Origin of the sequence: Bacillus sp. NPDC060175 (assembly GCF_042728695.1) — a bacterium.
Taxonomy (GTDB): Bacteria; Bacillota; Bacilli; order Bacillales; family Bacillaceae_G; genus Bacillus_A.
On record NZ_JBHWYR010000004.1, the window covers coordinates 124,801 to 149,419 of the forward strand.

Genomic DNA, 24,619 nt, shown 5'->3' on the forward strand with positions numbered 1-24,619 from the left:
TACGAATAGAAATATCTTAGTTTACACCAACAGCACTAAATGATTGCTTAACTGCTGTTACTTCAGCAGAACTCGCACCATATAAATCAGCAGCAGCTTGTACTGCGCCAGCACGAGCTTGACTAAATGTAGTAGATTGCGTGAAATACTGTGTATTTGCACGGTAGTAAATCGCACCTAATTTATCTTTACCGATACCAGTTACAGTTACACCGTAATGCGTACCACCATTGGCTAATAAATAAGCTTGTTTATTAATAATACCACTGTTTGTATGAACACCACCGTTGTCACTTGAACCAGTGTAACGCTTAGAGTAATGATCTGGATCACCATATTTCGTTGGATCACTCATAGAACGAAGTGCATCTCCTGCTTTACCAGGTGTATAAATATCTTCTCCGATTTCCCAATCTGGATTACGGTTATCATAGAATTCTACTAAAGTACCAAATATATCAGAAACCGCCTCATTTAATGCTCCTGATTCATTTTGATAAATTAAATTCGAGCTATTTTCCGTAACCGCATGCGTTAATTCGTGACCAATTACGTCAATACCACCAGATAATGAAGTGAATGTTACACCATCACCATCTCCGTATACCATTTGCGAACCGTTCCAGAATGCATTATTATACTTACTTCCGTAATGAACAGTTGATTTTAATGGTGCTCCTGCATCATTAATAGAGTTTCTGTTAAATGTATCTTTATAATAATCATATGTTTTACCTGCATAGTAATGAGCATCAACTGCCGCTGCATCATACGCTGCATTGAAAACATTATCTGCATCTGCCCATAATGTTCCTGGTAATGTTGAGCGATTTTTCGCATCATATGTGAAAATTGTTGCTCCGCGCGTATTATCTTGCAAGTAGTAAGATGACCCAGATAACGTTGTATTAAGCGATTTCGTATCTCCTAACACTCCAATACCTGTCCCTACTTTATTCGTTCCTGTTACAGGCTTTACAACCGCTTTAGCATCCTGTTTAGGAGCATCTTGTTTAACAGGTGACTTGTCATCATTCGTCACATGATCAATTGTATTATATTTATTTAATACTTTACCGCTGTCTGCCTCAATGAAATAGTAGTAGTTTCCTGGGCTTGGATCTAAGAAGTTTAAATTTACAACGTATGCATATGTTGTTTCTTCACCGTTTTGATATACATATAAGTCCGCTTTTGGATCCACCTCATATTTAGGTGTTACTCCTAAATCTTGTTGCGCGATTTCAATTGCTTTTGCGCCTTCAATCTTATTTTTGTTTTTCAACTTTTCCTTCTTGTCTAAATCAGGCGCAACTGTTCCAGACAGTACTTTTAAAGAACCATCTTTACTTACGTGAGCTACTTGAGTAGACCCCCATACAGGTACTCCCTCGTAAACTTGTTGCATACGCACTACCGTTGAATCAGTTACTGCATCTTTCTTCACTTGTTTCACTTTGAAAGAATCTTGCGCACTCTTTTCCCCTAGCTTATAATCACCTTTTGCCGCGTTTAAGTAATCAAACACAACAGATTCCGCTTTCTTGCCAGTCGCTCCAGTTAGATCACCAGAAATAAATTCAGGTGACTGCACCGTCTCATTGTACTTCTTCGTAGAGAGTACATTTTTAGAATCCGCAAACGCAGAGCCTGTCCCTCCAAATGTTGTAACTGCCATTCCTGTCGCTAAAACTAATGCTAAACTCTTCCTTTTCATATAACCTTCCCCCTAATAAAAAATTTTTGAAAAAGAGTAATTTCATATTAGCATTATGTTTCCACTATTAATATACTAAAAATTCAAATAACTTTTTTCTCAAGTTTTGTAGAATTTTGAGGAACAAATATTGAAAAAAAAACCCTTTCCGTTGGGAAAGGGTTTTTTTTATAAATTAATTTGTTCAACTGTTTTAGCTTCTTGCCCTAGAGTATCCGGCTTCCAGGCATACTGAATATCCAATACTACAGCTGCAATTGCCATAACCACAAATGTTCCTGCAATTAACTTTTTCATACTATCCCTCCTCTTTATTCTTCTAATAAAGTAATCGCTAATTTATAATAGCGATTACTTTCTTTAAAATCTGAGCATTCTTCTAAGTATTCAGCTAGTTCTAAGTATACTTTCTTTAAATCTTTTATATTTTCCTCTGTTTTAAAGAAAGGAACTACTTCTGTTTCTAGAAATTTTTTATAGAGGTCTCTTTCTTCAAAATATTTATATCTTAAATTTAACAATAAATATAACATCCCTTTGTATCTATCATCTTTCCTTGCAGCAAGAATACCTTTTTCAATCCATTCAGCCGCTTCCTCAAGTTCTCCTAATTGAATACACTGTAACGAGAGCTCATACATGGCATCAATATAATTCATATCCTCTTCTTTTTTATATTTTAAGCATTCTATATAATACTCTTTCGCCTTGGCATAATTTTTTTGTCGGTAGTACAGATAACCAATATTATTTAAAGCAATAGAAAGAATATTATCTTTATCAGCAAAAGAAGTTGCTTCTCTTATGATATGATTATAGATTTCCATAGCTTCATTATATTGTTTTTTTCTAGTATAACTAAACGCAATTAAAAACTTACAATTAATTATATTTCTAAATTTATATTCACTTTTAAAACCTTCTAATGCCACATTAGCAAAGTATAATGTCATATGGTCTATTTCCATCTGACTATATGTCAATGCTAAATTATAATATATTCCTGTTTCATAATATCCTAACTCTTTCGCCATCGATTCCGTCTTTAACAAATATTCTAATGCCTGCGTATATTTGTACTGCACGGAATATAATAATGCCTTACTATACGTATATAACATCTTCTGAAAAGGCGAGTATTTCTTATACACTTTCTTCAATCCGTCCAATTCTTCTTCAACAGCAGGGAGATCCCGCTTCATCATTAAATAACGTGTATACAGCAGTTTATAATAATTTATAATTTCAAAATCCAAAACATGCTTCATTTCACCTTGCAACTCTTCGTATATGCGCTCTACTTGTTGCTTGTCCAAATGAACTAGTGCGTTCAACCACTCGTCCAACTTCACCTTCACATCTTCTTCTACATCTCTCAAATCCGTCACAGCAATTTCTAGTCTTGCGCAGAGCAATTGTAGAATTTCTTCTGATGCTTCGATCTTTCCGTTTTCGATCTTACTTAAGTATGAGACAGAACAAATGCCCTGACATAATTCTTCTTGTGTCATTTTTTGCTGTAGCCGTTTATAAAAAACTTGCTTGCCTATTTTTTCTAATGTTTGTTGCATTGTCCTCCTCCATTCTCATTACCCCCATTACTCTAATAATACATAAAATCTGGAGAAATATAAATTGATAAATGTAAATTTTCTAAAAAAAATGCATTATTTCATTTTTTTCTCTCTTGACTTCACTTCCATATTACTTCTTTGCTACGAAGGGTGGAAAATTGGTATACTATAACCAATTTACGGAGGTGTTTTCGCAATGAATCATTATAAAGACGATAGTTACGCCTTACATACAGATTTATATCAAATCAACATGGCTTATACATATTGGAAAGATGGTATTCATAATCGCCGTTCTGTTTTTGATTTATACTTTCGAAAGCTTCCATTCGAAAACGGTTATGCAGTATTTGCTGGTCTTGAGAAAATTGTAGAGTACATAGAAAATTTCAGGTTTACCGAAAGCGATATCGCTTATTTAGCAGAGCTGCAATTTGAAGAAGACTTCCTTCATTATTTACAAAATATGAAATTCACTGGAACGGTTCGTGGTATGCAGGAAGGTGAAGTTGTTTTTAATAACGAGCCTTTATTACGTGTTGATGCACCGCTTGGCGAGGCACAAATAATTGAAACTGCTCTCTTAAATATTGTAAATTACCAAACATTAATTGCTACAAAAGCCGCACGTATGAAGCACGCTGCAAATAATGATGAACTTTTAGAGTTTGGTACAAGGCGTGCTCATGAGTTTGATGCTGCTCTTTGGGGAACACGCGCTGCTTTCATTGGCGGTTTCTCTTCTACAAGTAACGTTCGGGCAGGGAAACGCTTTGGCATCCCTGTAGCCGGCACACATGCCCACTCTTTCGTTCAAGCATATCGTGATGAATATGTTGCGTTTAAAAAATATGCTGAAACACATAAAAAATGTGTATTTCTCGTCGATACATACGACACTTTAAAATCTGGTGTTCCAAATGCGATTCGTGTTGCAAAAGAGTTTGGAGATCGCATCGATTTTTACGGTATTCGCCTTGATAGTGGAGATATGGCGTATTTATCAAAAGAAGCAAGAAAACAACTTGATGAATCTGGATTTACAAACACAAAAATTATCGCTTCTAGCGATTTAGATGAATATACGATTATGCATTTGAAATCTCAAGGAGCAAAAATTGATGTATGGGGTGTCGGTACAAAACTAATCACATCTTTTGAGCAACCAGCATTAGGCGCTGTCTACAAACTAGTTGCCATTGAAGATGCCGATGGCAACTTAAATGATACGATTAAAATTTCATCCAATCCTGAAAAAATTACAACCCCAGGACTTAAACGAATTTATCGTATTATTAACCGTGTTAACGATCATGCAGAAGGCGATTATATTGCTTTAGAGTCAGAAGAACCCGGAAAAGAAGAACGTTTAAAAATGTTCCATCCTGTTCATACATATATAAGTAAATTCGTAACAAACTTCGAAGCACGCGAACTGCATCAAGATATTTTCGTTAACGGTAAAAGAACGTATGAATTACCTAACATATTAGATATTCAAAAGTATAACGAACACAGCCTCTCACTATTTTGGGAAGAATATATGCGAACTTTAAATCCTGAAGAGTACCCTGTCGATTTAAGCCAAGAGTGCTGGGATCATAAAATGAATTATATTCAAACTGTTCGCGAACAAGTTGAAAAAAACATACAAAAATAAACAGAGAAGTTTCCTCCTTCTCTGTTTTTTTCAATATTATGTTACCAACAGTCACCCTCAATAACACGGTAAAATAATAAAAATAAGAGAGGGCGTAATCGCGCCCTCTCTTATTTTTATAAATCTTTCACTCTCAGTACACGCATTGCATTTAAAACTGCAAGTAGTGTCACACCAACATCTGAGAAGACCGCTTCCCACATTGTTGCAATACCAAAGGCGCCGAGTAATAACACTAACCCTTTTACCCCTAATGCAAATATAATATTTTGCCAGACAATACTACGTGTACGTTTTGCAATTTTTACTGCTGTCGCAATTTTTGAAGGCTCATCAGTCATAATAACGATATCAGCAGCTTCAATTGCTGCATCTGACCCTAAACCACCCATCGCAATACCAACGTCTGCTCGCGCTAATACTGGTGTATCATTAATACCATCACCGACGAATGCAATCTTTTCTTTACCGCGTTTTGCTGCATCAATTTTTTCGATTTCTTCTACTTTTTGGTGTGGTAATAATTCGGCATGAACTTCATCTAAACCTAATTCTTTACCAACAGCTTCACCAACTGATTTTGCATCACCAGTTAACATGACTGTCTTCTTAATACCTAGTTCTTTTAACTTTTGAATTGCTTGTTTTGAATCCTCTTTTACCTCATCAGAGATAACAATATAACCCGCATATTTACCATCTACAGCAACATGAACTAGTGTACCTACTGTATTTGGTTGCTTAAATGTAATGTTTTCTTTTCTCATTAATTTAGCATTACCTGCGAAAATTTCTTTTCCTTGTACTTTTACAACCGTACCATGACCAGAAATTTCACTATAGTCTTCAATAGCATTTTCATCGATTGATTTTCCATATGCTTTTCGAATAGATTGTGCAATCGGATGATTTGAATATACTTCTGCAAATGCTGCATATTCTAATAGTTCTTCAGCTGTAGTACCTTCACTAGGATCCATCTTCGTAACTTTAAAGACACCTTTTGTTAATGTTCCTGTTTTATCAAAAACGATATATTTCACATCATTCAATGCTTCTAAATAGTTACTTCCTTTTACTAAAATACCACTTTTAGATGCCCCACCAATACCGCCAAAGAATCCAAGAGGAATCGATACAACGAGCGCACATGGACAAGAGATTACTAAAAATACTAAAGCTCTATAAATCCAGTCAGAGAATGTAGCACCTTCTAAAATAAGTGGTGGAATAAATGCCATAATCGCTGCTGTAATAACTACCACTGGAGTGTAATAACGTGCAAACTTCGTAATAAAGTTTTCTGTTGGCGCTTTTTTGCTACTTGCATTTTGTACTAAGTCTAAAATTTTCGATACAGTCGATTCACCGAACTCTTTTGTAACTTCAACAGTTAATACACCATTTTGGTTTACAAAACCACTTAATACGTCATTACCAACTTCTACTTCTCGCGGTACAGACTCACCTGTTAACGCTGAAGTATCCATCATTGATGTTCCCTCAACTACTTTCCCGTCTAACGGTACTTTTTCACCTGGTTTTACGATAATATACTCACCTATTTGCACATCTTCTGGTGATACTTGTTTCGTTTCGTTTCCAACTTTCACATTCGCATAGTCAGGACGAATATCCATTAATGACGTAATTGATTTTCGAGAACGATTTACTGCAATACTTTGGAACAGTTCCCCTACTTGATAAAATAGCATAACTGCTACCGCTTCTGGATATTGTTGAATCGCGAAAGCTCCTAAAGTTGCGATTGCCATTAAAAAGTTTTCATCGAATACTTGGCCGCGAGTTATGTTTCTTACCGCTCTCCAAACGATATCCCCACCTATTAATAAATACGCAAGGACGAATAATGGAATTGTTATCATTTGCGGTAATCCGGCTAATGCAGCAATTCCTGTCAAAATTCCACCGACTACTAATCGTCCTATCATCTTTTTCACATTTCCATCACCATGATCATGACCATGGTCGTGTCCTTTTTCCTCTTCACGAACAACTTTTACATCTGGCTCTAACTTTTGAACAACATTTTTTATATTTTGCACAGTCGATTCAAGTTCTCTTTTATTCGCAACTTCTACTCGTAATTTCTTTGATACGAAATCAACAGTCGCTTCTGAAACTGTTGGCATTTCCTTTACCTTATTTTCAATCTTCATTGCACAATTTGCACAATCTAAGCCTTCTAATACAAATACTTCTTTTATTGATTTTGTTTTTTGTTCTTCTTGCACTTTAATATGCGGCTCTAATTTTGTAACAAGTTGCTTCGCTTCCGTAACAACTTGATTTTCTTTATTTTGCGGTGTTTCTAAAAGCATCGTTTTTGTTGCGAAGTTTACGGAACAAGACGTTACTCCCTCTATATTCCCAACACCTTTTTCAATTTTCATTGCACAATTTGCACAATCTAAACCTTCTAGCATAAGTTTCTTTTTCACTAATGCTTCTGCCATCGTTCTCCCTCCTCGCGTTTTTATTCTTCCTCGTTTACGTGTTCAAACGCTTGCTCGAAGATATGAATTACGTGTTGATCTTCTAATGAATAATAAACTACCTTTCCTTCTTTACGATTCTTTACAAGCTTTGCTTGCTTTAATACACGAAGCTGATGTGAGATTGAAGATTGTGTCATTCCTAATAAATAAGCTAAATCACAAACACACATTTCAGCTTCAAATAATGCATGCAATATTCTCGTACGTGTACGGTCACCTAATACTTTAAATAATTCTGCTACTTTACTTAAACTTTCATCAGTCGGAATTGTTTGTTTTACTTGATCCACGATTTCCTCGTGAATTACCGTTTGAGAACACGCTTCCTGTTGCGTTTCTACTTTATTTTCAGCCATCACAGCTCACCTCTTCATTTGAACATATGAACAACTATTCATATGTCTTATACCTTTATTATATGAGCGTCCATTCATATGTGTCAATAAATTCTCATACATTTTTTCGAACATTTCGTTCACATTTCAAAATACACCTATAAAGTGAAACTTTAATCAGCCCGCACCAATCGGGCGTTTACGGGCAGTTGATCTCCCACCTAACTTCTTTGCTCCAGCTGAATTTCGAGGTGGGAGTTTTACTGCCCTCAAATAGCGGGATAAATATTCTCAGCATCTATCATGATCTTCATACAAAAAAGATGCACGAAAGCTATCGTGCATCCTTTTCTTATTTATTAACTTTCACTGCATCCACAATTAACGAAGCGAATCCTAACTTTCCATCTTGATTTCTATGGTCAAAGCGCTTCGAGCGATAAATAAAACCTCCTTGCTCATTCCAATTATTATAATGAAATTCTCCATTTTCATCGCAATACTCTAGCAACTTTACTTGAAAACCCGCTGCTTCAAACATAGATACAATCGTTTTATAGTTATGTACAATTTTATGACTTGCAGCCGGATGATCTAACGGGCCAGGTCCTCCCACTTGCACACCACGCTGATATTCTTCATTAGGGAAACATGCATCCGGCACTGCACACCGAATATAACCATCATCTTGTAAAAACTCATAGCATATTTTAGCTGCTTCTATACCTTCTTCATACGATAAATGCTCCCATACGTGCTCAGCCAAAATTACTGATAAAGAATTAGTCTGAAATTTATTAATCCACGTTTCTCTTTTTAATAAATTTAATTGTTCTTCATTTGTATGTAACCAACCTGGGTTATTATTATATCCCTCTGCTCCAACGACAACTTTCGTCTCCATCTTTCCACCCCTTTTTCATATTCCAACATCAAAGTTCGACAAAGTAACATTGATCCCTTTATTTCCCAAAAAGAAAAAGCCTTACGCGCTCCCTAGACGCACAAGGCTTACTATCTTATATCCCTTTAATTAGCTTTTTCTAAACTATCTTGCGAACTTCCATCTTCTTTTAGATGACTGTGTTTTTTCGAATACACAAAGTATACAACTACTCCAATTGCCAACCAAATACCGAAGTATATCCATGTTTTTAACGGTAGATTTACCATTAAGAATAGACAGCATGCAACTGAAATAATCGGTAAGATTGGTACAAATGGTACCATAAATCCACGTTGTAATTTCGGATGCGTTTTACGAAGAATGATGACAGTTACACCAACCATCGCGAATGTTAATAACGCTCCAATATTCGCTAAATTTGACAATTCTTTTAAATCGATAAATCCAGCAATTACAGCACTACCAATTCCTGTTAACCAAACTGAAAATGTTGGTGCTTCTGTCTTCTTGTTAATTTTCGCAAAAGATTTTGGCAATAAACCATCACGGCTCATCGCGAAGAATACACGTGTCGTAGCGTAGATGTATGCGAAAATTACAGCCATAATACCAATTACAGCTCCAATAGCAATTACACCAGCCACTTTATCTTGTCCTACAACTTCTAGTACATAGGCCATCGCTTCAGGTACATCTAATTCCTTGTAAGAAACCATACCTGTCATAACGAGACAAACTACAACATAAATGATTGTACAAATGACTAATGAAGCAATAATACCAATCGGTAGATCACGTTGCGGATTTTTTACTTCTTCAGCAGAAGTTGCTAATGCATCAAATCCTAAGAAAGCGAAGAATACTGCTGCTCCTCCGGCAAAGACTCCACTTAAGCCGTACGGTGCAAATGGTATCCAGTTTTCTGGTTTCACGTAGAATACACCAACTGCAATGAATAAAACAACAATACCAATTTTAATTAATACCATTATGTTATTCACACGCTTACTTTCTTTTGTACCTCGTGATAATAACCAAGTTATCACCAACGTAATGATAACTGCGGGTAAGTTCACCATACCACCTTGCGATGGAATCGTTAACAATGCTTTAGGAATTTCAAGTCCCAATCCACTCACTAAATTATTGAAATAACCTGTCCATCCGCCAGCTACTGCGGCAGTCGTTACGACATATACGGATAGCAATGTCCATCCCATTAAATGGGCAACAAACTCACCAATTGTTGCATATGAATATGTGTACACACTACCTGAAACAGGAAGTGCAGATGCAACCTCTGCATAACATAAAGCTGCAAATCCACAAACAATTGCTGCAATCATGAATGAAAAAATAACTGCTGGACCAGCATCTCTTGCTGCTACTAATCCCGTTAATACTAGAACTCCTGTACCAATTATCGCACCAATCCCTAGCATTGTTAGGTCAAATGCCCCTAGCGTTTTCGTCAAAGTTTTACTTTTACTTTCCCCTAACAATTGCGTAACGGATTTCTTTTTAAATAGGTTGGCCACGATGAATGCCCCCTTTTACCAAGAAGAGCTAAGAGGTATTATCTCTTAGCTCTTATCATGTTGTTTTATATATTGTTCGATTTCGTTTTGTATAATGCTTCTATTAGCAAGATACTGTTTCTGCTTCTAATAATTCTTTAGCACCTTTGTACTCTACACCGTGAGCTTCTGCAACTGCTTCGAATGTTACATAGCCTTCTAATGTATTAATACCTTTTAATAATGCAGTGTTGCCTAGGCAAGCTTCTTTGTAGCCTTTGTTAGCAATTTGTACTGCATATGGTACTGTTACGTTTGTTAATGCAAGAGTTGATGTACGTGGAACCGCACCTGGCATGTTTGCAACTGCATAATGCACAACGCCGTGTTTTTCATAAGTTGGGTTATCATGAGTTGTAATACGGTCAGTTGTTTCGAAAATACCACCTTGGTCAATCGCGATATCTACAACAACAGAACCTGGTTCCATTGATTTAATCATTTCTTCTGTTACAAGTTTTGGCGCTTTTGCACCTGGGATTAATACTGCACCGATTACAAGATCAGATTCTTTTACAGCTTCTGCAATATTGTAAGGATTAGACATTAAAGTTTTTACTTGGTTTCCGAAAATATCATCTAATTGACGAAGACGTTCTGCACTTAAGTCGATGATTGTTACATCCGCACCTAGTCCAACTGCAATTTTAGCAGCATTTGTACCAGCTTGTCCACCACCGATAATTGTTACTTTACCACGTTTAACTCCTGGAACACCTGCAAGTAAGATACCTTTACCGCCTTTGTTTTTCTCAAGGAATTGCGCACCGATTTGTGCAGCCATACGACCAGCTACTTCACTCATAGGTGCAAGTAATGGTAATGAACGGTTTTCTAATTGTACTGTTTCATATGCGATAGCAACAACTTTCTTCTCGATTAACGCTTTTGTTAATTCTGGTTCTGGAGCTAAGTGTAAGTATGTGAATAAGATTAAACCTTCACTGAAGTGTTTGTATTCGCTTTCAACTGGTTCCTTAACTTTCATAACCATTTCCATGTTCCAAGCTTCTTCAGCTGTATCAACAATTTTTGCTCCCGCTTCAACATACTGAGCATCTGTGAAACCAGATCCTACACCTGCATCCTTTTGAATGAATACTTCGTGATTGTTACGAATTAAATGTACAACACCTGCTGGTGTCATTGCCACACGGTTTTCGTTGTTTTTAATTTCTGCTGGTACCCCAATACGCATAATGAAATGCCCCCTTATAATTAACAGAAAAAAGGAATTCTTTTTTCTTTTTGTAATAATTAATAACTTATGTCCTTATTCTAGCATAACTTAAAAATTATGAAAACGCTAACATACCATTTTTTAAAAGTTTATATATTTAGAATAGTGTAAATATAAGAAACATTGATTCTATTGGGTTATTCGTACCATCGCATTATCTATCACTCTATTTACATTATATCCACTCAAAACGCATAGCAATTATTTATTATTTGACAATAATGTAACAATGCAAAAAACTAAGTAGTTACGTATACATATACACTTATTACTTTGTACAATACTTTAGAAATATATTCTTTTCATAAAAAAAACAGCTACTAGCATTTAACCAGCAGCTGGATAGATCATAAATAACTTTAAAAATAAATCTTCTGTCGTCTCAGTAATTTTATCAAACATATCACTTTCACGATCTTCTTGCTCTTTTAACATCTTAATTGTTTCACGTGCATCTTCAGGATAATCGGTAATGATACCATCTACGTTTAACTTATAATATCTCTTTAAACTTTCCATATCATTTACCGTCCATACGTAAATTGGCTTGTTTAACTTCCTTGCTTCTTTTACTAATTTCTTATTTAACATGTATTCTTCTGCTACATAAAAATCAGCCTTCACATTCTTTAAGTTAGCTCTACTCGCATACAGTATATATCCTACTTTTATATTTGGATTTGCACGTTTAAACTCTTTAATAAGCGGATAGTGTAACGTTTGAATGACACATTGCTTCTCAAATTCATTATCTTTAATCGCTTTTAATACTTTGTTTACGAAATCTTTTTCGCCACCATGAAGCTTCACTTCAATATTAAGTTTGATTTTTCCTTTTGCCAGCTTAATGATCTCATCAAGTGTACTTATTTGTCCTGAAAAACCATCTTGACTAAGGGTAAGCTGTCTTAACTCCTCCATCGTTAAATCTGACACATGAACATTAGCATTAGCAAGACGTTTTAGCTTCAAATCATGTATAACTGCTAGTTCACCGTCTTTTGTTTGCAGTACATCAATTTCAGCGTAGTCTGCTTTGGCATCAATAGCCCCCTGCACAGCTTCTTTCGTATTCTCTACACCTTTTGAAATATAACCACGATGAGCCATAATAATTGGTTCTTTATATGAATTTGAAATAAACGTTACAATGAAGGCAACGACCATTCCGGCAGTAATAATTCCTACAATATATACACTAATAAATTTCCAACGATGTTTTTGGAAGAAACATTTATCTGCTTTTGTTTTCGAATAATCTAATCCTTCTTCTAATAAAACATCTTCAACCGGAACCTTTTGTAAATACAATCGTGTTATTGCCATAATATAAAATGGCGTCACGATAAAACTAAATAAATACAATGTACTCGTTAAAAATACAGACATTGTTGATTCCGCTAATAATGCAAATGTTCCCTGTGGATTTGTAAATTCATACATGCCCCATAGACACAATAAATACATTCCAAAAAATACACCGTACACAATCCCTATTGAAATAAAAAATCCTACTAAAAAGAATAGTACTTTAAAAAAACTTTCTTTTACTAACGTTGCACTTTTACGTGCTGCTGTGCGAAACGGCTTTTGCTCTAAAACAACAATAGGTAGAACAAAAATCCAGCGAAGGTTCAAATACGCAACTACAGCAAAGAACGTGTAATAACCAACTTGTCCCATCGTTGTCTTAAACAGTTCTCCTGTAATAAAGTTAGGAATTTGAATTTGCGGAATTAATGCCGTTTCATATCCAATATTTAAAAGAGGTAACAATACGACAGCATATAAAATAAATCCTGGTAAGCAATATGTGAAAAGAGTAGGTAAATACGTTACGGTTTTATATAAAATCGGACGTAATTTCACCTTTTGTCTTTTATGAGCGAAGTACGAAATGATAATAAGCACCGCAAATTCCGTAAAGATAAGAAACAGTGCTAACAATGATAAAATTACGATTGTCAAAATGCCGTATGGTGTCTTTAAAAAAGCTAATAATTCATCATTCGTCGCATTTGCATAACCACCAAAATACAATAACTTATTAAAAATGATCCCAAATAGCGGGACAAATACAATCGCTGCTAATAATTTATAAGCAAGTTGAAAGGTTAATACATTCCAAAAAGCAAATCTAACTGTTTGAAAGGAATGTCCCATTACTCCTGGTATAGATAGTCTTTTACGGTGTTGCATATATTCCTCCACATTCTAAAACGATATTTGAGATGGATTCCATATTTCCATTTCCAACCCATCTTTTTAATAATAATAATAATAATATATTCCGCTTAACATGAACACTCTTATACATACAATGAAAAAGTGATGGCTACTTGCCATCACTTTTTCATTTACTCTATTTTTTTTCTAACCCTTGACCAAATGCTTTCAAGAAGCTAAAACCGAATGTAATTGCTCTATTGATATCTGGATCTTTTAACACTTTAAAGAAATCCATCACTTTTGTTTTTTTACCACTATTTAATTCCTCTGTTGCAAATTGCAATCCAGTGACTAAACTCGATGTGATTTGCTTTGTTACTTCTGGGTCAACTGAGGATAACGCTTCCCCCGCCCCCATCATATTGTTGAGTGCATTTTTAACTGGTTCACGATTCAATTGTTCAACAGCTATTTTGGAAACATCTTCTTTTGCAGCAAGTAAACTAATTGCTGCATCTAAAATTCCAGCTTTTTGCAACTGCGCTAATAGCTGCATCGTCTCTTCTACTGCTTCTCTATTTTCAGCTAGATTATTTAACAACTCATCTGTTACTTGCTGTTTTTTTTCTTCTTCTGTTACAATCTTCTTTTTAATTAAAGTAATCTCTTTTGCCATTATCTCCGCCCCCTAATTCTGGTCCACAAGTGATACGTATTGTTTTCTTTGCCACTTTTGCTCGATTTCAACACCATTTTGCGGATGACGTTTTTTATCTCTCGGGTTTGAAGATGGTAACGGACGATTTCCTTTTTCACGTAATACGCGCAGTTTCACCATTGTTTGTTTATAAGCTGGTGTACACGTATAAATGTCTGTTGCTGTTCCTGTTAAAATATTAATTGCCTCTTCATTTACTGTCGCATGCATCGGCAAATACAACTCATTTCCAGTTACACGATCTGTAACAAGCGCTTGTACTTTGATCTTTCCAAATGGTGATGCTAACTCTACAAGACCACCATCTTTCACATTGCGTTCTTTAGCAAGTTCAGGTGAAATTTCAACAAATACTTCAGACACTTTAGATAAAATGCCAGCCGACTTATTCGTCATATTCCCTTCATGGAAATGCTCTAGCATACGGCCATTATTTAATAGTAAATCATACTCATCTGGTGCTACAACTGGCGGAATCCATTCATCCAGTGATAAACGTGCTAGTTTGTCTGGGAAGTTAAATCCATCTACATATAATAGCGGTGTGTCACTACCATCATGGCTACCCCAACATAAACTATTCCAGCCTTCTAAACGGTCATACGTTGCTTGTGAGTATAACGGGGCAAGTGATGCAATTTCATCCATAATTTCACTTGGACTTCCATAATTCCAGTCTCCGCCCAATGCACGAGCTACTTTTTGTAAAATCCACCAATCTGGCTTAGAATCACCAAGTGGCTTCAATACTTCATACAATCTTTGAATACGGCGCTCTGTATTTGTAAATGTTCCTTCCTTTTCTAAGCTTGGTGCTGCCGGTAAAATAACATCGGCAAAACGAGCTGTTTTTGATAAGAACATATCTTGAACAACAAGGAAGTCTAAATTCGCTAAAATATGTTGTACATGGTTGGCATTTGAATCTACTAAAGCCATTTCTTCTCCCATAACATACATACCACGCAGTTTTCCTTCTTCGGCCGCAAGTAACATTGCGATATTATTTAATCCCGGTTCTTTCGGAATGGTAGTACCGTATGCTTTTTCAAACTTCGCACGATGCACATCATCTGAGACCGCTTGATAACCCGGAAGCCAGTTCGGTAATGTCGCCATATCACAAGCACCTTGTACGTTATTATGCCCGCGTAACGGATACGCGCCGGCACCAGGACGACGGTAGTTACCCGTAACGAGAAGTAAGTTTGAAATTGCTGCCGACGTTGTACTTCCTCCTGTATTTTGAGTTACACCCATTCCCCAAAGTACACAAGTACCATCTGCTTCATATACCATACGAGCCATTTCTTTTAACTGAGCTTTAGAAATCCCTGTAATTCCCTCAGTATAATCAATCGTATATTTTTCTAGCATTTTGCTATATTCATCAAAATTCTTTACATTTTCATCTATGAACTTTTTATCGTGCCAATCTTGATCGATAATGTATTTCGTTATCCCAGCAAGCCATACATAATCCGTCCCTTGACTTGGGTGAACAAATATATCAGCACGTTCCGCCATTTCATGTTTACGAAGATCTGCGACAATTAGTTTTTGTTCATGTAATTTATGAGCACGTTTCACTCTAGTTGCAAGTACAGGATGTCCTTCTGTTGGATTCGCACCAACAACAATAACAAGACCTGCTTCAGCGATATCTTTCACTGTTCCAGCATCCCCGCCCATACCGACAGTTTTAAATAAACCGTCTGTTGCTGGAGATTGACAATAACGGGAACAGTTGTCTACATTATTCGTTCCATATATTTGACGAGCTAGTTTTTGCATAAGATAATTTTCTTCATTCGTTACTTTCGAAGAAGAAATGAACCCAAATGCATCGCTGCCGTATTCTGATTTAATATGCTGCATATTAGATGCAACAACTTCAAGAGCCTCTTCCCATGAAGCCTCAACAAACATATCTCCTTGGCGGATTAATGGCTTTGTAATACGATCTTCACTGTTCACAAAATCCCAGCCAAATTTACCTTTTACACATGTGGAAATACCATTAACTGGCGCATCTGAAACAGGTTGTACTTTCAAAATTTGACGATCTTTCGTCCACACTTCAAATGAACAACCTACACCACAAAATGTACAAACTGTTTTTGTCTTATTAATCTTCGTCTTACGCATTGCAGATTCTACTTCTGAAACTGCTAAAATACTGCTATATCCAGGCTCTACATCTTTTACAAAATCAATCATTGGATTTAGCACATCTGGTTTTAAACCAGTCATAAATCCAGCTTCTCCTAGCATCGTTTTTTCCATTAATGCATTACAAGGACAAACTGTTACACATTGCCCACAGCTAACACAAGACGAGTCATTTATACTCACACCATTGTCCCAAATAACACGTGGACGGTCTAAACTCCAATCAATCGATAAAGTTTCATTCACTTGTAAATTTTGGCATACTTCTACACACTGCCCACAAGCAATACATTGATTTGGATCGTATCGATAGAATGGATGCGACGTATCCACTTCGCATGCACTTGCTTTCGGTTCATATGGATATTTCTGTTCTTCAATTCCCATCATATCTACTGTATTATGGACTTTACAGTTACCATTATTATTATCACATACCGTACAGTACAATAAATGATTCTCTAATATTCGATCCATCGCTTCAGTTTGCGCTTCCTTCGCACGTTCCGATTGCCTCTCAATATGCATGCCATCTTCCAACTTCGTTGAACAGGCACGCAGTAAACTTCCATTCACTTCTACAATACATGTATCACAAGTTTGAATAGGATCTACCTCTGGTACATGACAAATTTGAGGATGTTCTAAATTACTTTCGTTAAATAATTGGAGTATCGTCTTTTCACCTGATGCGAAAAATTCTTTACCATCAACGGTTACACGGACTGTCTGTTCTGTCATAGTTTCCCCTCTCCTTACAACTAACTGTACAACACAATTATGAATCCGTTTTCATAACTGCGTTGCTGTACATATTTTTGAAGCGCCCTGTTGAAATACTTTCCTTTGGAAGTCGATTCTAGATGTTATAAGGTATAACTACGAAAGCTTGAAAATGTCACTATTCTACAAATCTATTATATCGTACATATACAATAATAACCAAAATAATCTGCCATCTTCTTGTTAGTAGATGCTTTTGGTTTTTCGATGTTTTATGATAAATATGGAGAAAAATACATATAAAGGGGAATTTAATATGGGGCCTATTCAAGAAACATATACAATTGTACGCTATCAATCTGGTACATTTTCAAAACAAACCGATGAGGTTGTTACGGAATCTCCTATTACAATTAAATTAAATAGTGAAGAATACGTAACAGTTGTGTGCACTCCTAATTACATTGAAGATATGGTAATCGGTTTTTTAATTTCTGAAGGAATTATTTCTTCTTATAAAGATATTGAAGAATTATGGATCCAAAAAGAAAACGGAATTGTCCATGTAAAATCATCAAAAATTAATCCGCTCTATCAAACTTTATATAATAAACGGTACGTAACTTCTTGTTGTGGGAAAAGTAGACAAGGTTTTGTTTTCGTCAACGATGCAGCAAAAGCAAAAAAGTTACATGATGTACATATAACTATTACTCCGGAAGAATGTTTTCACCTAATGACTTCCTTACAACAATCTTCAACTACATTTCGCCAAACGGGTGGTGTGCATAATACCGCTCTATGTGATCGAAATAACATTCTTTTATCAAGAATGGATATTGGAAGACATAATGCGCTAGATAAAATATACGGTCATTGCTTACGAAACAATATCTCTGTTCAAGGGAAAATCATTGCGTTTAGCGGACGCATCTCATCTGAAATTTTGTTAAAGGTTTCAAAAATAGGTTGCGAAATTGTTCTATCTAAATCAGCTCCAACTAAACTAGCTCTGCAACTCGCCCATGATTTAGGTATTACCGTAGTAGGATTTATTCGAAATGGATCTTGCAATATTTATACACATCCAGAACGAATCGATGGCTACAAAATAAACGATTGACTACGTAAAAGAAAGTGGAAATTTAATCAGTGGAGGTTTTTTCCCTCCCCACTGATTATTAGCCCAAACCAATTGGGCTTTTACGAGCAACCCGAATCCCACGAATAGTGGGATAAAAATGACTCCTTTACAAAGCGAGAATTTTAGTTATAAAAATGTAACATATTAAAACCTTGAATAGTTAATAAAGTTAATATATAATTTCATTACATAAAGTGAAACTATAATCAGGGGGGGGTGTTCATCCCCTACTGATTATTAGCCCACACCAATCGGGCGTTTACGGGCAGTTGATCTCCCACCTAACTTCTCTGCTCCAGCCGAATTTTGAGGTGGGAGTTTTACCGCCCGCAAATAGCGGGATAAATAAAATAAAAACATAGTAGCATAATCTTTTCATTCTTTTACAAATTAAGAATGAATAATCACAGAATGTATTTAGCTATCTTTATTCTTATAAAGTTAATGGATTAAATTAAGATCAACCTAGGAGGTTACAACTATGGAAATTCGCTTATTAACAACAGAGGACGCAGAAATGTATTTAAAAGTGTGTATGGAAGGTTTACTGAAAAACCCTGAGGCTTTTAGCTCTTCTTATGAAGATGTTCTTAAACAGGAAAACCCTGTCGCTGCTATGGCAAAGCGATTAAGCAATCCGGATAAGTATACTCTAGGTGTCTTCAAAGATAATGATTTAGTCGGTATTGCTACTCTAGAAACAAAGCCATTTATTAAGCAAGAACATAAGGCAAAAATCGGCTCCGTTTTTGTTTCTCCAAAAGCGCGTGGTCTCGGTGCAGGACGAGCTTTAATTAAAGCGATTATTGAAAATGCCGATAAATTACATGTAGAACAGCTCATGCTTGATGTTGTTGCTGATAACACTGCTGCAAAAAAATTATATGAGTCCCTCGGCTTCCAAACTTACGGTGTGCAAGAACGGTCCTTAAAACATAATGGCCAATATTGGGACGAAGAGCATATGGTTTTATTCTTAAATAATTAACATTTTAATATAATTTTTCAAAAGCATCTTCTTATTAATTAAGATGCTTTTTTCATTACAACAATGTAATCTTCATGTAACCTTTATCGATCGTTCCAATCCTTTCCATTCGTTATACTAAAAATATAAAGCGAGACTTTAATCAGTGGGGATGATCCATCTCCCGCTGAGTATTTCATGAACGTATAGCATGCAATTGATATGTAGAGGAGAATGTAACATGAAACAAAACAAACAAGCTATCTTTTTAATATTTGCTACAGCAATTGTAACTTCTGGACTGGCCATTCTACCTTGGTTTATTATATAGAACACATTAAAAAAGCTTATTGCTTCTTAAGAAGCAATAAGCTTTTTTTCTATTATAAAATCCCGAAAAATTTATTTACACAACTTATCATAATAAGCATAGATACCGCAACACACATTACAATCGCATTACGATCTTGCTTTTCTTTTTGTAAAAGTTCTACTTTTTTACTCATGTGTACAATCCCCTTTATATAAAAAAAAGTGTGAGATAGGAAATTTTTCTTATCCGATGCGAGGTGAATACGAAAACCCTCTCTATCTCACATACACAATAGAATGGAATTGTCATTTTATAAATAAAATGACATGACGTTATGTCGCAACATAGGGTATTTGTGTCGCTACGTTTTCTATTATAAAAAATAGTTGTGCAAAACTAGTGCATTTTTTATGTCAATTGCCCTGATTGAAAAAATCAGCCATCCATTCAATCACATAAAAAGAGTTTTTTATTATTTTCATGTAAACTATACAAGTAGAATGAATAGTTTGGGGTGCACAAGATTATGGTGAAAATTTTATTAGTAGACGACGAAGAACGTATGTTACGATTATTAGATCTGTTCTTAAGCCCTCGTGGCTATTTTTGTATGAAAGCTACTTCTGGCCTTGAAGCGCTAGAATTAATCGAACAAAAGGACTTCGATATTATTTTATTAGATGTTATGATGCCGAATATGGATGGGTGGGATACTTGCTATCAAATCCGTCAAATTTCTAACGTTCCAATTATTATGCTAACAGCTCGCAACCAAAATTATGATATGGTCAAAGGCCTGACCATGGGAGCAGATGACTATATTACAAAACCATTCGATGAACATGTATTAGTCGCGCGAATCGAGGCTATATTACGTCGTACAAAGAAAGATAGCTTTGTTAGCTTCAATGGTATTGAGTGGGATAAAACGAAACATACTGTTACAGTTTATAATGAAAAAATCTCACTAACTCCTATTGAATTTTCGTTACTCGGACTATTTTTACAAAATACAAACCGTGCCTACAGCCGAGACGATTTAATCGAAAAGATTTGGGGCTATCAAACAGACATCGAATACAGAACTATCGATTCACATATTCGTAATATACGGGATAAGTTACGCAAAAAAGGATTTCCAGTTGAAGATTACTTAGAAACTGTCTATAAAGTCGGATATAAATGGAAAAATGAATAATTACTTCGGTCAGTGGACAATAGTATACCACTGACCCTTTATCCTGCATTAATGGGCAATAAGGCTCCAATTAATGCGGGATAATAATCCGTGAAATCTCCAAAGTTTCACTTTATATAAAATAAGGTATGGTGAGAAAATGAGTAAACTTTCCCTTAAAATTGGGACATACTTTTTAATATTAGCTTTATGTATTGAAACAATTGCTTTCGTATCTTTTTATAAAAGCCTTTCAAAAATGCGGGTTGAAGAGGAAACAGTTGCTCTATTAGAGAAAGGCAATCGGTATCGTGACAAAATTGTAAACCGTGCAAAATGGAATGAGCATTCTAAACAAAAACCAAACACCGAACGTCCTAAACGCCCTTGGTATCAAGAGTTCACTATCGAGCATGCAGCTGAAGAATTAATTGGCTCAGAATTAATTGCTAATACCGATATCACTATCATTATAACTGACAATAACGGCAAAATCATTTCCACCTCAGAACCCGTAACGAAAGAAATGCAAAAACAACTTACTTGTAAAACGGAAACTATTCCTAAAAGCGGGTTGATTGTAGAAAAAAACTGGAAAAAATCGAAATTCATCTCAACAGTAAGCCCACTTGAAATAGATGGATTTCAAGGTAACTTACATATGTTATTAAAGACATCTTTCTTAGAAAATATGTTACTTAAACTCATGAATCAATTTATTATCATTAGTATTTTGACAATTATTTTAACAACTATTTCTGTCTTTGTTTTTTCTCGGGTTATTACAGAACCTCTTATAAAAATGAAAAGAGCTACTGAAAAAATGTCCAAATTGAACAAGCCAATTCAATTAGGAATTAAACGAAATGATGAACTTGGAAGCTTAGCAAAAACTATTGAAGATTTATCTAGTGAACTTACGTATATGAAAAAAGAACGAAATGAATTCCTCGCTAGTGTCGCTCACGAATTATTAACTCCATTAACCTATATGAAAGGTTATGCGAAAGTGGCAAAGAGAGATTCTTTAACGAAGGAAGAACGTGAAGAGTATTTACAAATCATCGAGGATGAAACCGATAGTGTAACTGATCTCGTACAAGATTTATTTATGCTCGTACAATTAGAGCAACATCAATTCGTTATTAAAAAACAAAAAATGCTCCTGAGGCCATTTTTAGAACGAATGGTTGAAAAAACAAAAACAACATTAACGAACAAACAAATGCAACTATATATATACTGCAAAGATGATTTAGAAGTTTGTATAGACGAAAGACGTATGGAACAAGTACTGTTAAATTTATTGCACAACGCTTATCAACATTCACCAGAAAACACTTCTATAACAATACGTGTACTATCGAGTACGAATACTTTTACAATAAGTGTACAAGATGAAGGTGAAGGTATTCCTGAAGAAGATATCCCACATGTTTTCGATCGCTTTTACCGTGTCGATAAATCCAGAACACGAGCTACAGGAGGAAAAGGTATCGGACTGGCTGTTGCAAAAGAAATTGTAGAACTTCATAATGGTTCTATTGAAGTTAACAGCGAATTAGAAGTCGGAACAGAATTTATAATTGAATTACCATTTGAATAATATATGCGTGAAATCACCAGTAGTAGTCAACACTACTGGTGCTATTTTATTTATAAAACCAGCTTATATAAGCTAAGCTTTTGAAATTATTCTTATTTCAATATAAAATATAGGTATAACTGTCAAAGATTTGGAGGGTGATATAATTGGATATCCATGTATTAACAAAAGACGAAGCAGAAATTTACTTAGAACTTCGAGTAGAAGGATTAAAACAAAACCCGGAAGCTTTCAGCTCTTCTTATGAAGATATTATTAATAAAGAGTGTGCTATTGAATATAAAGCCCAAAAATTAGCACAAGATGAGAACTATACACTAGGTGCATTTAAAGATGGAGAATTAATCGGAGTTGCAACACTGGAAACGAAACCATATGTAAAACAAGAACATAAAGCGAAAATTGGTTCAGTATACGTATCTCCAAAAGCACGCGGACTTGGAGCGGGAAAAGCACTTATTAAAGAATGTCTTGAGCTTGCTAAATCTTTAGAAGTAGAGCAAGTTATGCTTGATGTTGTTGTCGGAAACGATGGTGCAAAAAAACTTTATGAGTCATTAGGATTTAAAACATTTGGTGTGCAAGAACGCTCATTAAAATATAACGGACAATATTGGGATGAAGAGCATATGGTTCTTTTCCTAGATGAAGAAAAATAATAAAAAAACATCCTCCATTTATGAGGGTGTTTTTTTACTTTTTTGTAAACCATGCTGTATATAATAATTGAATGGCCTCTTCAATTTCTTCCTCTAATAAAGTCGCAAATCCAAGTAATACTGTACTTTTGGGAGAAGTCCCTTCCTTATAATACATCGAAACAGGATACACTTTAATACTCCTTTCAGCTGCAGTTTCCATTAATTCTTTCTCTTCCATCCCATTATGCACTCTTAATAAAATATGTAGGCCGGAATCTTCCCCTATTACTTCAATGCGACTAGAAAAATATTTTTCTATTACCGAAACAAGACGGTCTCTCTTCTTTCGGTACACAACACGCATTTTATGAATATGCTTTTCCCAATGCCCGTCATTTAAAAATTTCCTAATGATCTCTTGATCCATTCTTGAAACGCTTTGTGTGTAAAATAAATATTGCTCCTGATACTGCTTAATGAGCTGTTTTGGCAACACCATATAACTCATCCGTAATGATGGCAATAGCGCTTTAGACAGCGTCCCCATATAAATTACTTTCCCATCTCTATCTAACCCTTGCAGCGCTGGAATTGGCTTTCCTGAATAGCGGAATTCACTATCATAATCATCTTCAATAATATATCTTCCTTCTTCTTTTTTCGCCCATTGCAAAAGCTGCATTCTTCTCGTAATTGGCATAATCATCCCGTAAGGAAACTGATGCGAAGGTGTAACAAATACAACATTTGCATGGCTATCAACTAACTGTGACATACGAATTCCATCTCTATCTAAAGATAACATTTGTACATTTTGTTCCCCTTGCTCGAAAACAACCATTTTCCGATGGTACCCAGGGTTCTCAACCGCATAACGACTTCCCTTTAACAACTGAAATAACATTTTTACTAATATTTGCGTACCCGCTCCTATTACAATTTGACTAGCTACGCATCGTACACCTCTAGATTCATACAAATAGCTGGCGATTTCTTCTCGTAAACTTACCTCCCCTTGCGGATGTCCAATAAAAAGTAAATCTTTATTTTCAAATTGCCATACCTCGTTCGTAATTTTTCGATATACATGAAACGGAAAAGTATTAGTATCCACACCCGTTTGAGTGAAATCAAATTTATACTTCTTATCTTGAAAAGGCGCTTCTCCTATTACCTCTTGGCTGCCTTCCACATGAATCATTTGCTCGATTTCACATACAAAATAACCTTTTCTAGAAATCGACTCAATATATCCTTCGGCAAGAAGTTGCTCATAAGCAGCTTCAACTGTATTTTTACTCACTTGTAAATATGTCGCCAGCTTCCTCTTAGCCGGTAATTTCGTAAAGGCCGGAATCGTTCCATCTTTAATCTCTTTTTTTATATACTCATACAATTGTACATACAATGCTGTCTTACTATTTGCACTCAAATTAGGCGTTAGTTCTAACACAACATCT

Annotated in this window: 19 protein-coding genes; 6 read left to right on the top strand and 13 right to left on the bottom strand. The window is 35.5% G+C overall.

What is annotated here, in order from left to right:
• Nucleotides 1-16: 16 nt before the first annotated feature.
• The 3 genes from ACFWDE_RS03750 to ACFWDE_RS03760 all read right to left on the bottom strand — a co-directional run bounded on the left by ACFWDE_RS03750 (nucleotide 17) and on the right by ACFWDE_RS03760 (nucleotide 3,288).
• Nucleotides 17-1,717, bottom strand: coding sequence for a M4 family metallopeptidase (locus ACFWDE_RS03750; RefSeq protein ID WP_377890162.1), 1,701 nt, complete (start codon nucleotides 1,715-1,717; stop codon nucleotides 17-19).
• A gap of 168 nt (nucleotides 1,718-1,885) precedes the next feature.
• Nucleotides 1,886-2,014 carry an NprX family peptide pheromone gene (locus ACFWDE_RS03755; protein ID WP_000733136.1) on the bottom strand — a complete coding sequence of 43 codons (129 nt, stop codon included), beginning with the start codon at nucleotides 2,012-2,014 and terminating at the stop codon, nucleotides 1,886-1,888.
• A gap of 14 nt (nucleotides 2,015-2,028) precedes the next feature.
• Nucleotides 2,029-3,288, bottom strand: coding sequence for a tetratricopeptide repeat protein (locus tag ACFWDE_RS03760; protein ID WP_377890164.1), 1,260 nt, complete (start codon nucleotides 3,286-3,288; stop codon nucleotides 2,029-2,031).
• A 199-nt stretch (nucleotides 3,289-3,487) separates the two neighbouring features.
• On the opposite strand from ACFWDE_RS03760, the gene ACFWDE_RS03765 reads away from it, so the two are divergent.
• Entirely contained in the window at nucleotides 3,488-4,951 is a 1,464-nt protein-coding gene (locus tag ACFWDE_RS03765; protein ID WP_002204501.1) for a nicotinate phosphoribosyltransferase, read from the top strand.
• Between the two features lie 116 nt (nucleotides 4,952-5,067).
• Here ACFWDE_RS03765 and ACFWDE_RS03770 read toward each other — a convergent pair whose 3' ends face one another.
• From ACFWDE_RS03770 to fdhF, 8 genes are all read right to left on the bottom strand, one after another.
• Nucleotides 5,068-7,428 (bottom strand): heavy metal translocating P-type ATPase, encoded by a 2,361-nt coding sequence (locus ACFWDE_RS03770; protein ID WP_377890166.1) that lies wholly within the window; start codon nucleotides 7,426-7,428, stop codon nucleotides 5,068-5,070.
• A 20-nt stretch (nucleotides 7,429-7,448) separates the two neighbouring features.
• A complete protein-coding gene (locus ACFWDE_RS03775) occupies nucleotides 7,449-7,826 on the bottom strand; it encodes an ArsR/SmtB family transcription factor (protein WP_377890168.1) in 378 nt (125 codons plus the stop codon).
• Between the two features lie 331 nt (nucleotides 7,827-8,157).
• Nucleotides 8,158-8,709, bottom strand: a complete 552-nt coding sequence (locus tag ACFWDE_RS03780; RefSeq protein WP_377890170.1) for a class I SAM-dependent methyltransferase — start codon at nucleotides 8,707-8,709, stop codon at nucleotides 8,158-8,160.
• A 125-nt stretch (nucleotides 8,710-8,834) separates the two neighbouring features.
• On the bottom strand, nucleotides 8,835-10,250 hold the full coding sequence (locus ACFWDE_RS03785) for an amino acid permease (protein WP_377890172.1): 1,416 nt from the start codon (nucleotides 10,248-10,250) through the stop codon (nucleotides 8,835-8,837).
• A gap of 103 nt (nucleotides 10,251-10,353) precedes the next feature.
• The gene (ald, locus tag ACFWDE_RS03790; RefSeq protein WP_128855923.1) at nucleotides 10,354-11,487 is read right to left on the bottom strand and encodes an alanine dehydrogenase; all 1,134 of its coding nucleotides are present in this window, start codon (nucleotides 11,485-11,487) and stop codon (nucleotides 10,354-10,356) included.
• A 369-nt stretch (nucleotides 11,488-11,856) separates the two neighbouring features.
• Nucleotides 11,857-13,728, bottom strand: coding sequence for a glycerophosphoryl diester phosphodiesterase membrane domain-containing protein (locus tag ACFWDE_RS03795; RefSeq protein ID WP_201040546.1), 1,872 nt, complete (start codon nucleotides 13,726-13,728; stop codon nucleotides 11,857-11,859).
• A 163-nt stretch (nucleotides 13,729-13,891) separates the two neighbouring features.
• The gene (locus ACFWDE_RS03800) at nucleotides 13,892-14,374 is read right to left on the bottom strand and encodes a helical membrane plugin domain-containing protein (RefSeq protein WP_377890175.1); all 483 of its coding nucleotides are present in this window, start codon (nucleotides 14,372-14,374) and stop codon (nucleotides 13,892-13,894) included.
• Nucleotides 14,375-14,386: 12 nt separating this feature from the next.
• Nucleotides 14,387-17,329 carry a formate dehydrogenase subunit alpha gene (gene fdhF, locus ACFWDE_RS03805; RefSeq protein WP_377890177.1) on the bottom strand — a complete coding sequence of 981 codons (2,943 nt, stop codon included), beginning with the start codon at nucleotides 17,327-17,329 and terminating at the stop codon, nucleotides 14,387-14,389.
• Between the two features lie 298 nt (nucleotides 17,330-17,627).
• Between fdhF and fdhD the strand changes: the two genes are divergently transcribed.
• Entirely contained in the window at nucleotides 17,628-18,434 is an 807-nt protein-coding gene (fdhD, locus tag ACFWDE_RS03810) for a formate dehydrogenase accessory sulfurtransferase FdhD (protein ID WP_377890179.1), read from the top strand.
• A gap of 502 nt (nucleotides 18,435-18,936) precedes the next feature.
• On the top strand, nucleotides 18,937-19,443 hold the full coding sequence (locus tag ACFWDE_RS03815; protein WP_377890182.1) for a GNAT family N-acetyltransferase: 507 nt from the start codon (nucleotides 18,937-18,939) through the stop codon (nucleotides 19,441-19,443).
• Nucleotides 19,444-19,805: 362 nt separating this feature from the next.
• Here ACFWDE_RS03815 and ACFWDE_RS03820 read toward each other — a convergent pair whose 3' ends face one another.
• Complete coding sequence (locus ACFWDE_RS03820; protein WP_002010441.1) at nucleotides 19,806-19,928, bottom strand: hypothetical protein; 123 nt, start codon at nucleotides 19,926-19,928, stop codon at nucleotides 19,806-19,808.
• A 333-nt stretch (nucleotides 19,929-20,261) separates the two neighbouring features.
• Between ACFWDE_RS03820 and ACFWDE_RS03825 the strand changes: the two genes are divergently transcribed.
• The 3 genes from ACFWDE_RS03825 to ACFWDE_RS03835 all read left to right on the top strand — a co-directional run bounded on the left by ACFWDE_RS03825 (nucleotide 20,262) and on the right by ACFWDE_RS03835 (nucleotide 23,177).
• Nucleotides 20,262-20,933 carry a response regulator transcription factor gene (locus ACFWDE_RS03825; protein WP_002063734.1) on the top strand — a complete coding sequence of 224 codons (672 nt, stop codon included), beginning with the start codon at nucleotides 20,262-20,264 and terminating at the stop codon, nucleotides 20,931-20,933.
• A 139-nt stretch (nucleotides 20,934-21,072) separates the two neighbouring features.
• A complete protein-coding gene (locus tag ACFWDE_RS03830; protein ID WP_002063733.1) occupies nucleotides 21,073-22,518 on the top strand; it encodes a HAMP domain-containing sensor histidine kinase in 1,446 nt (481 codons plus the stop codon).
• A gap of 146 nt (nucleotides 22,519-22,664) precedes the next feature.
• The gene (locus ACFWDE_RS03835) at nucleotides 22,665-23,177 is read left to right on the top strand and encodes a GNAT family N-acetyltransferase (protein WP_000351210.1); all 513 of its coding nucleotides are present in this window, start codon (nucleotides 22,665-22,667) and stop codon (nucleotides 23,175-23,177) included.
• Nucleotides 23,178-23,211: 34 nt separating this feature from the next.
• Here the strand turns inward: ACFWDE_RS03835 and pdxR are convergent, their stop codons facing one another.
• Nucleotides 23,212-24,612 carry a MocR-like pyridoxine biosynthesis transcription factor PdxR gene (gene pdxR, locus ACFWDE_RS03840; protein WP_377890186.1) on the bottom strand — a complete coding sequence of 467 codons (1,401 nt, stop codon included), beginning with the start codon at nucleotides 24,610-24,612 and terminating at the stop codon, nucleotides 23,212-23,214.
• Between the last annotated feature and the right edge of the window lie 7 nt (nucleotides 24,613-24,619).

Coding starts and splice junctions, on each gene's coding strand:
- ACFWDE_RS03750 (WP_377890162.1), bottom strand. CDS start 1,717: ATGAAAAGGAAGAGTTTAGCATTAGTTTTAGCGACAGGAATGGCAGTT.
- ACFWDE_RS03755 (WP_000733136.1), bottom strand. CDS start 2,014: ATGAAAAAGTTAATTGCAGGAACATTTGTGGTTATGGCAATTGCAGCT.
- ACFWDE_RS03760 (WP_377890164.1), bottom strand. CDS start 3,288: ATGCAACAAACATTAGAAAAAATAGGCAAGCAAGTTTTTTATAAACGG.
- ACFWDE_RS03765 (WP_002204501.1), top strand. CDS start 3,488: ATGAATCATTATAAAGACGATAGTTACGCCTTACATACAGATTTATAT.
- ACFWDE_RS03770 (WP_377890166.1), bottom strand. CDS start 7,428: ATGGCAGAAGCATTAGTGAAAAAGAAACTTATGCTAGAAGGTTTAGAT.
- ACFWDE_RS03775 (WP_377890168.1), bottom strand. CDS start 7,826: ATGGCTGAAAATAAAGTAGAAACGCAACAGGAAGCGTGTTCTCAAACG.
- ACFWDE_RS03780 (WP_377890170.1), bottom strand. CDS start 8,709: ATGGAGACGAAAGTTGTCGTTGGAGCAGAGGGATATAATAATAACCCA.
- ald (WP_128855923.1), bottom strand. CDS start 11,487: ATGCGTATTGGGGTACCAGCAGAAATTAAAAACAACGAAAACCGTGTG.
- ACFWDE_RS03795 (WP_201040546.1), bottom strand. CDS start 13,728: ATGCAACACCGTAAAAGACTATCTATACCAGGAGTAATGGGACATTCC.
- ACFWDE_RS03800 (WP_377890175.1), bottom strand. CDS start 14,374: ATGGCAAAAGAGATTACTTTAATTAAAAAGAAGATTGTAACAGAAGAA.
- fdhF (WP_377890177.1), bottom strand. CDS start 17,329: ATGACAGAACAGACAGTCCGTGTAACCGTTGATGGTAAAGAATTTTTC.
- fdhD (WP_377890179.1), top strand. CDS start 17,628: ATGGGGCCTATTCAAGAAACATATACAATTGTACGCTATCAATCTGGT.
- ACFWDE_RS03815 (WP_377890182.1), top strand. CDS start 18,937: ATGGAAATTCGCTTATTAACAACAGAGGACGCAGAAATGTATTTAAAA.
- ACFWDE_RS03820 (WP_002010441.1), bottom strand. CDS start 19,928: ATGAGTAAAAAAGTAGAACTTTTACAAAAAGAAAAGCAAGATCGTAAT.
- ACFWDE_RS03825 (WP_002063734.1), top strand. CDS start 20,262: ATGGTGAAAATTTTATTAGTAGACGACGAAGAACGTATGTTACGATTA.
- ACFWDE_RS03830 (WP_002063733.1), top strand. CDS start 21,073: ATGAGTAAACTTTCCCTTAAAATTGGGACATACTTTTTAATATTAGCT.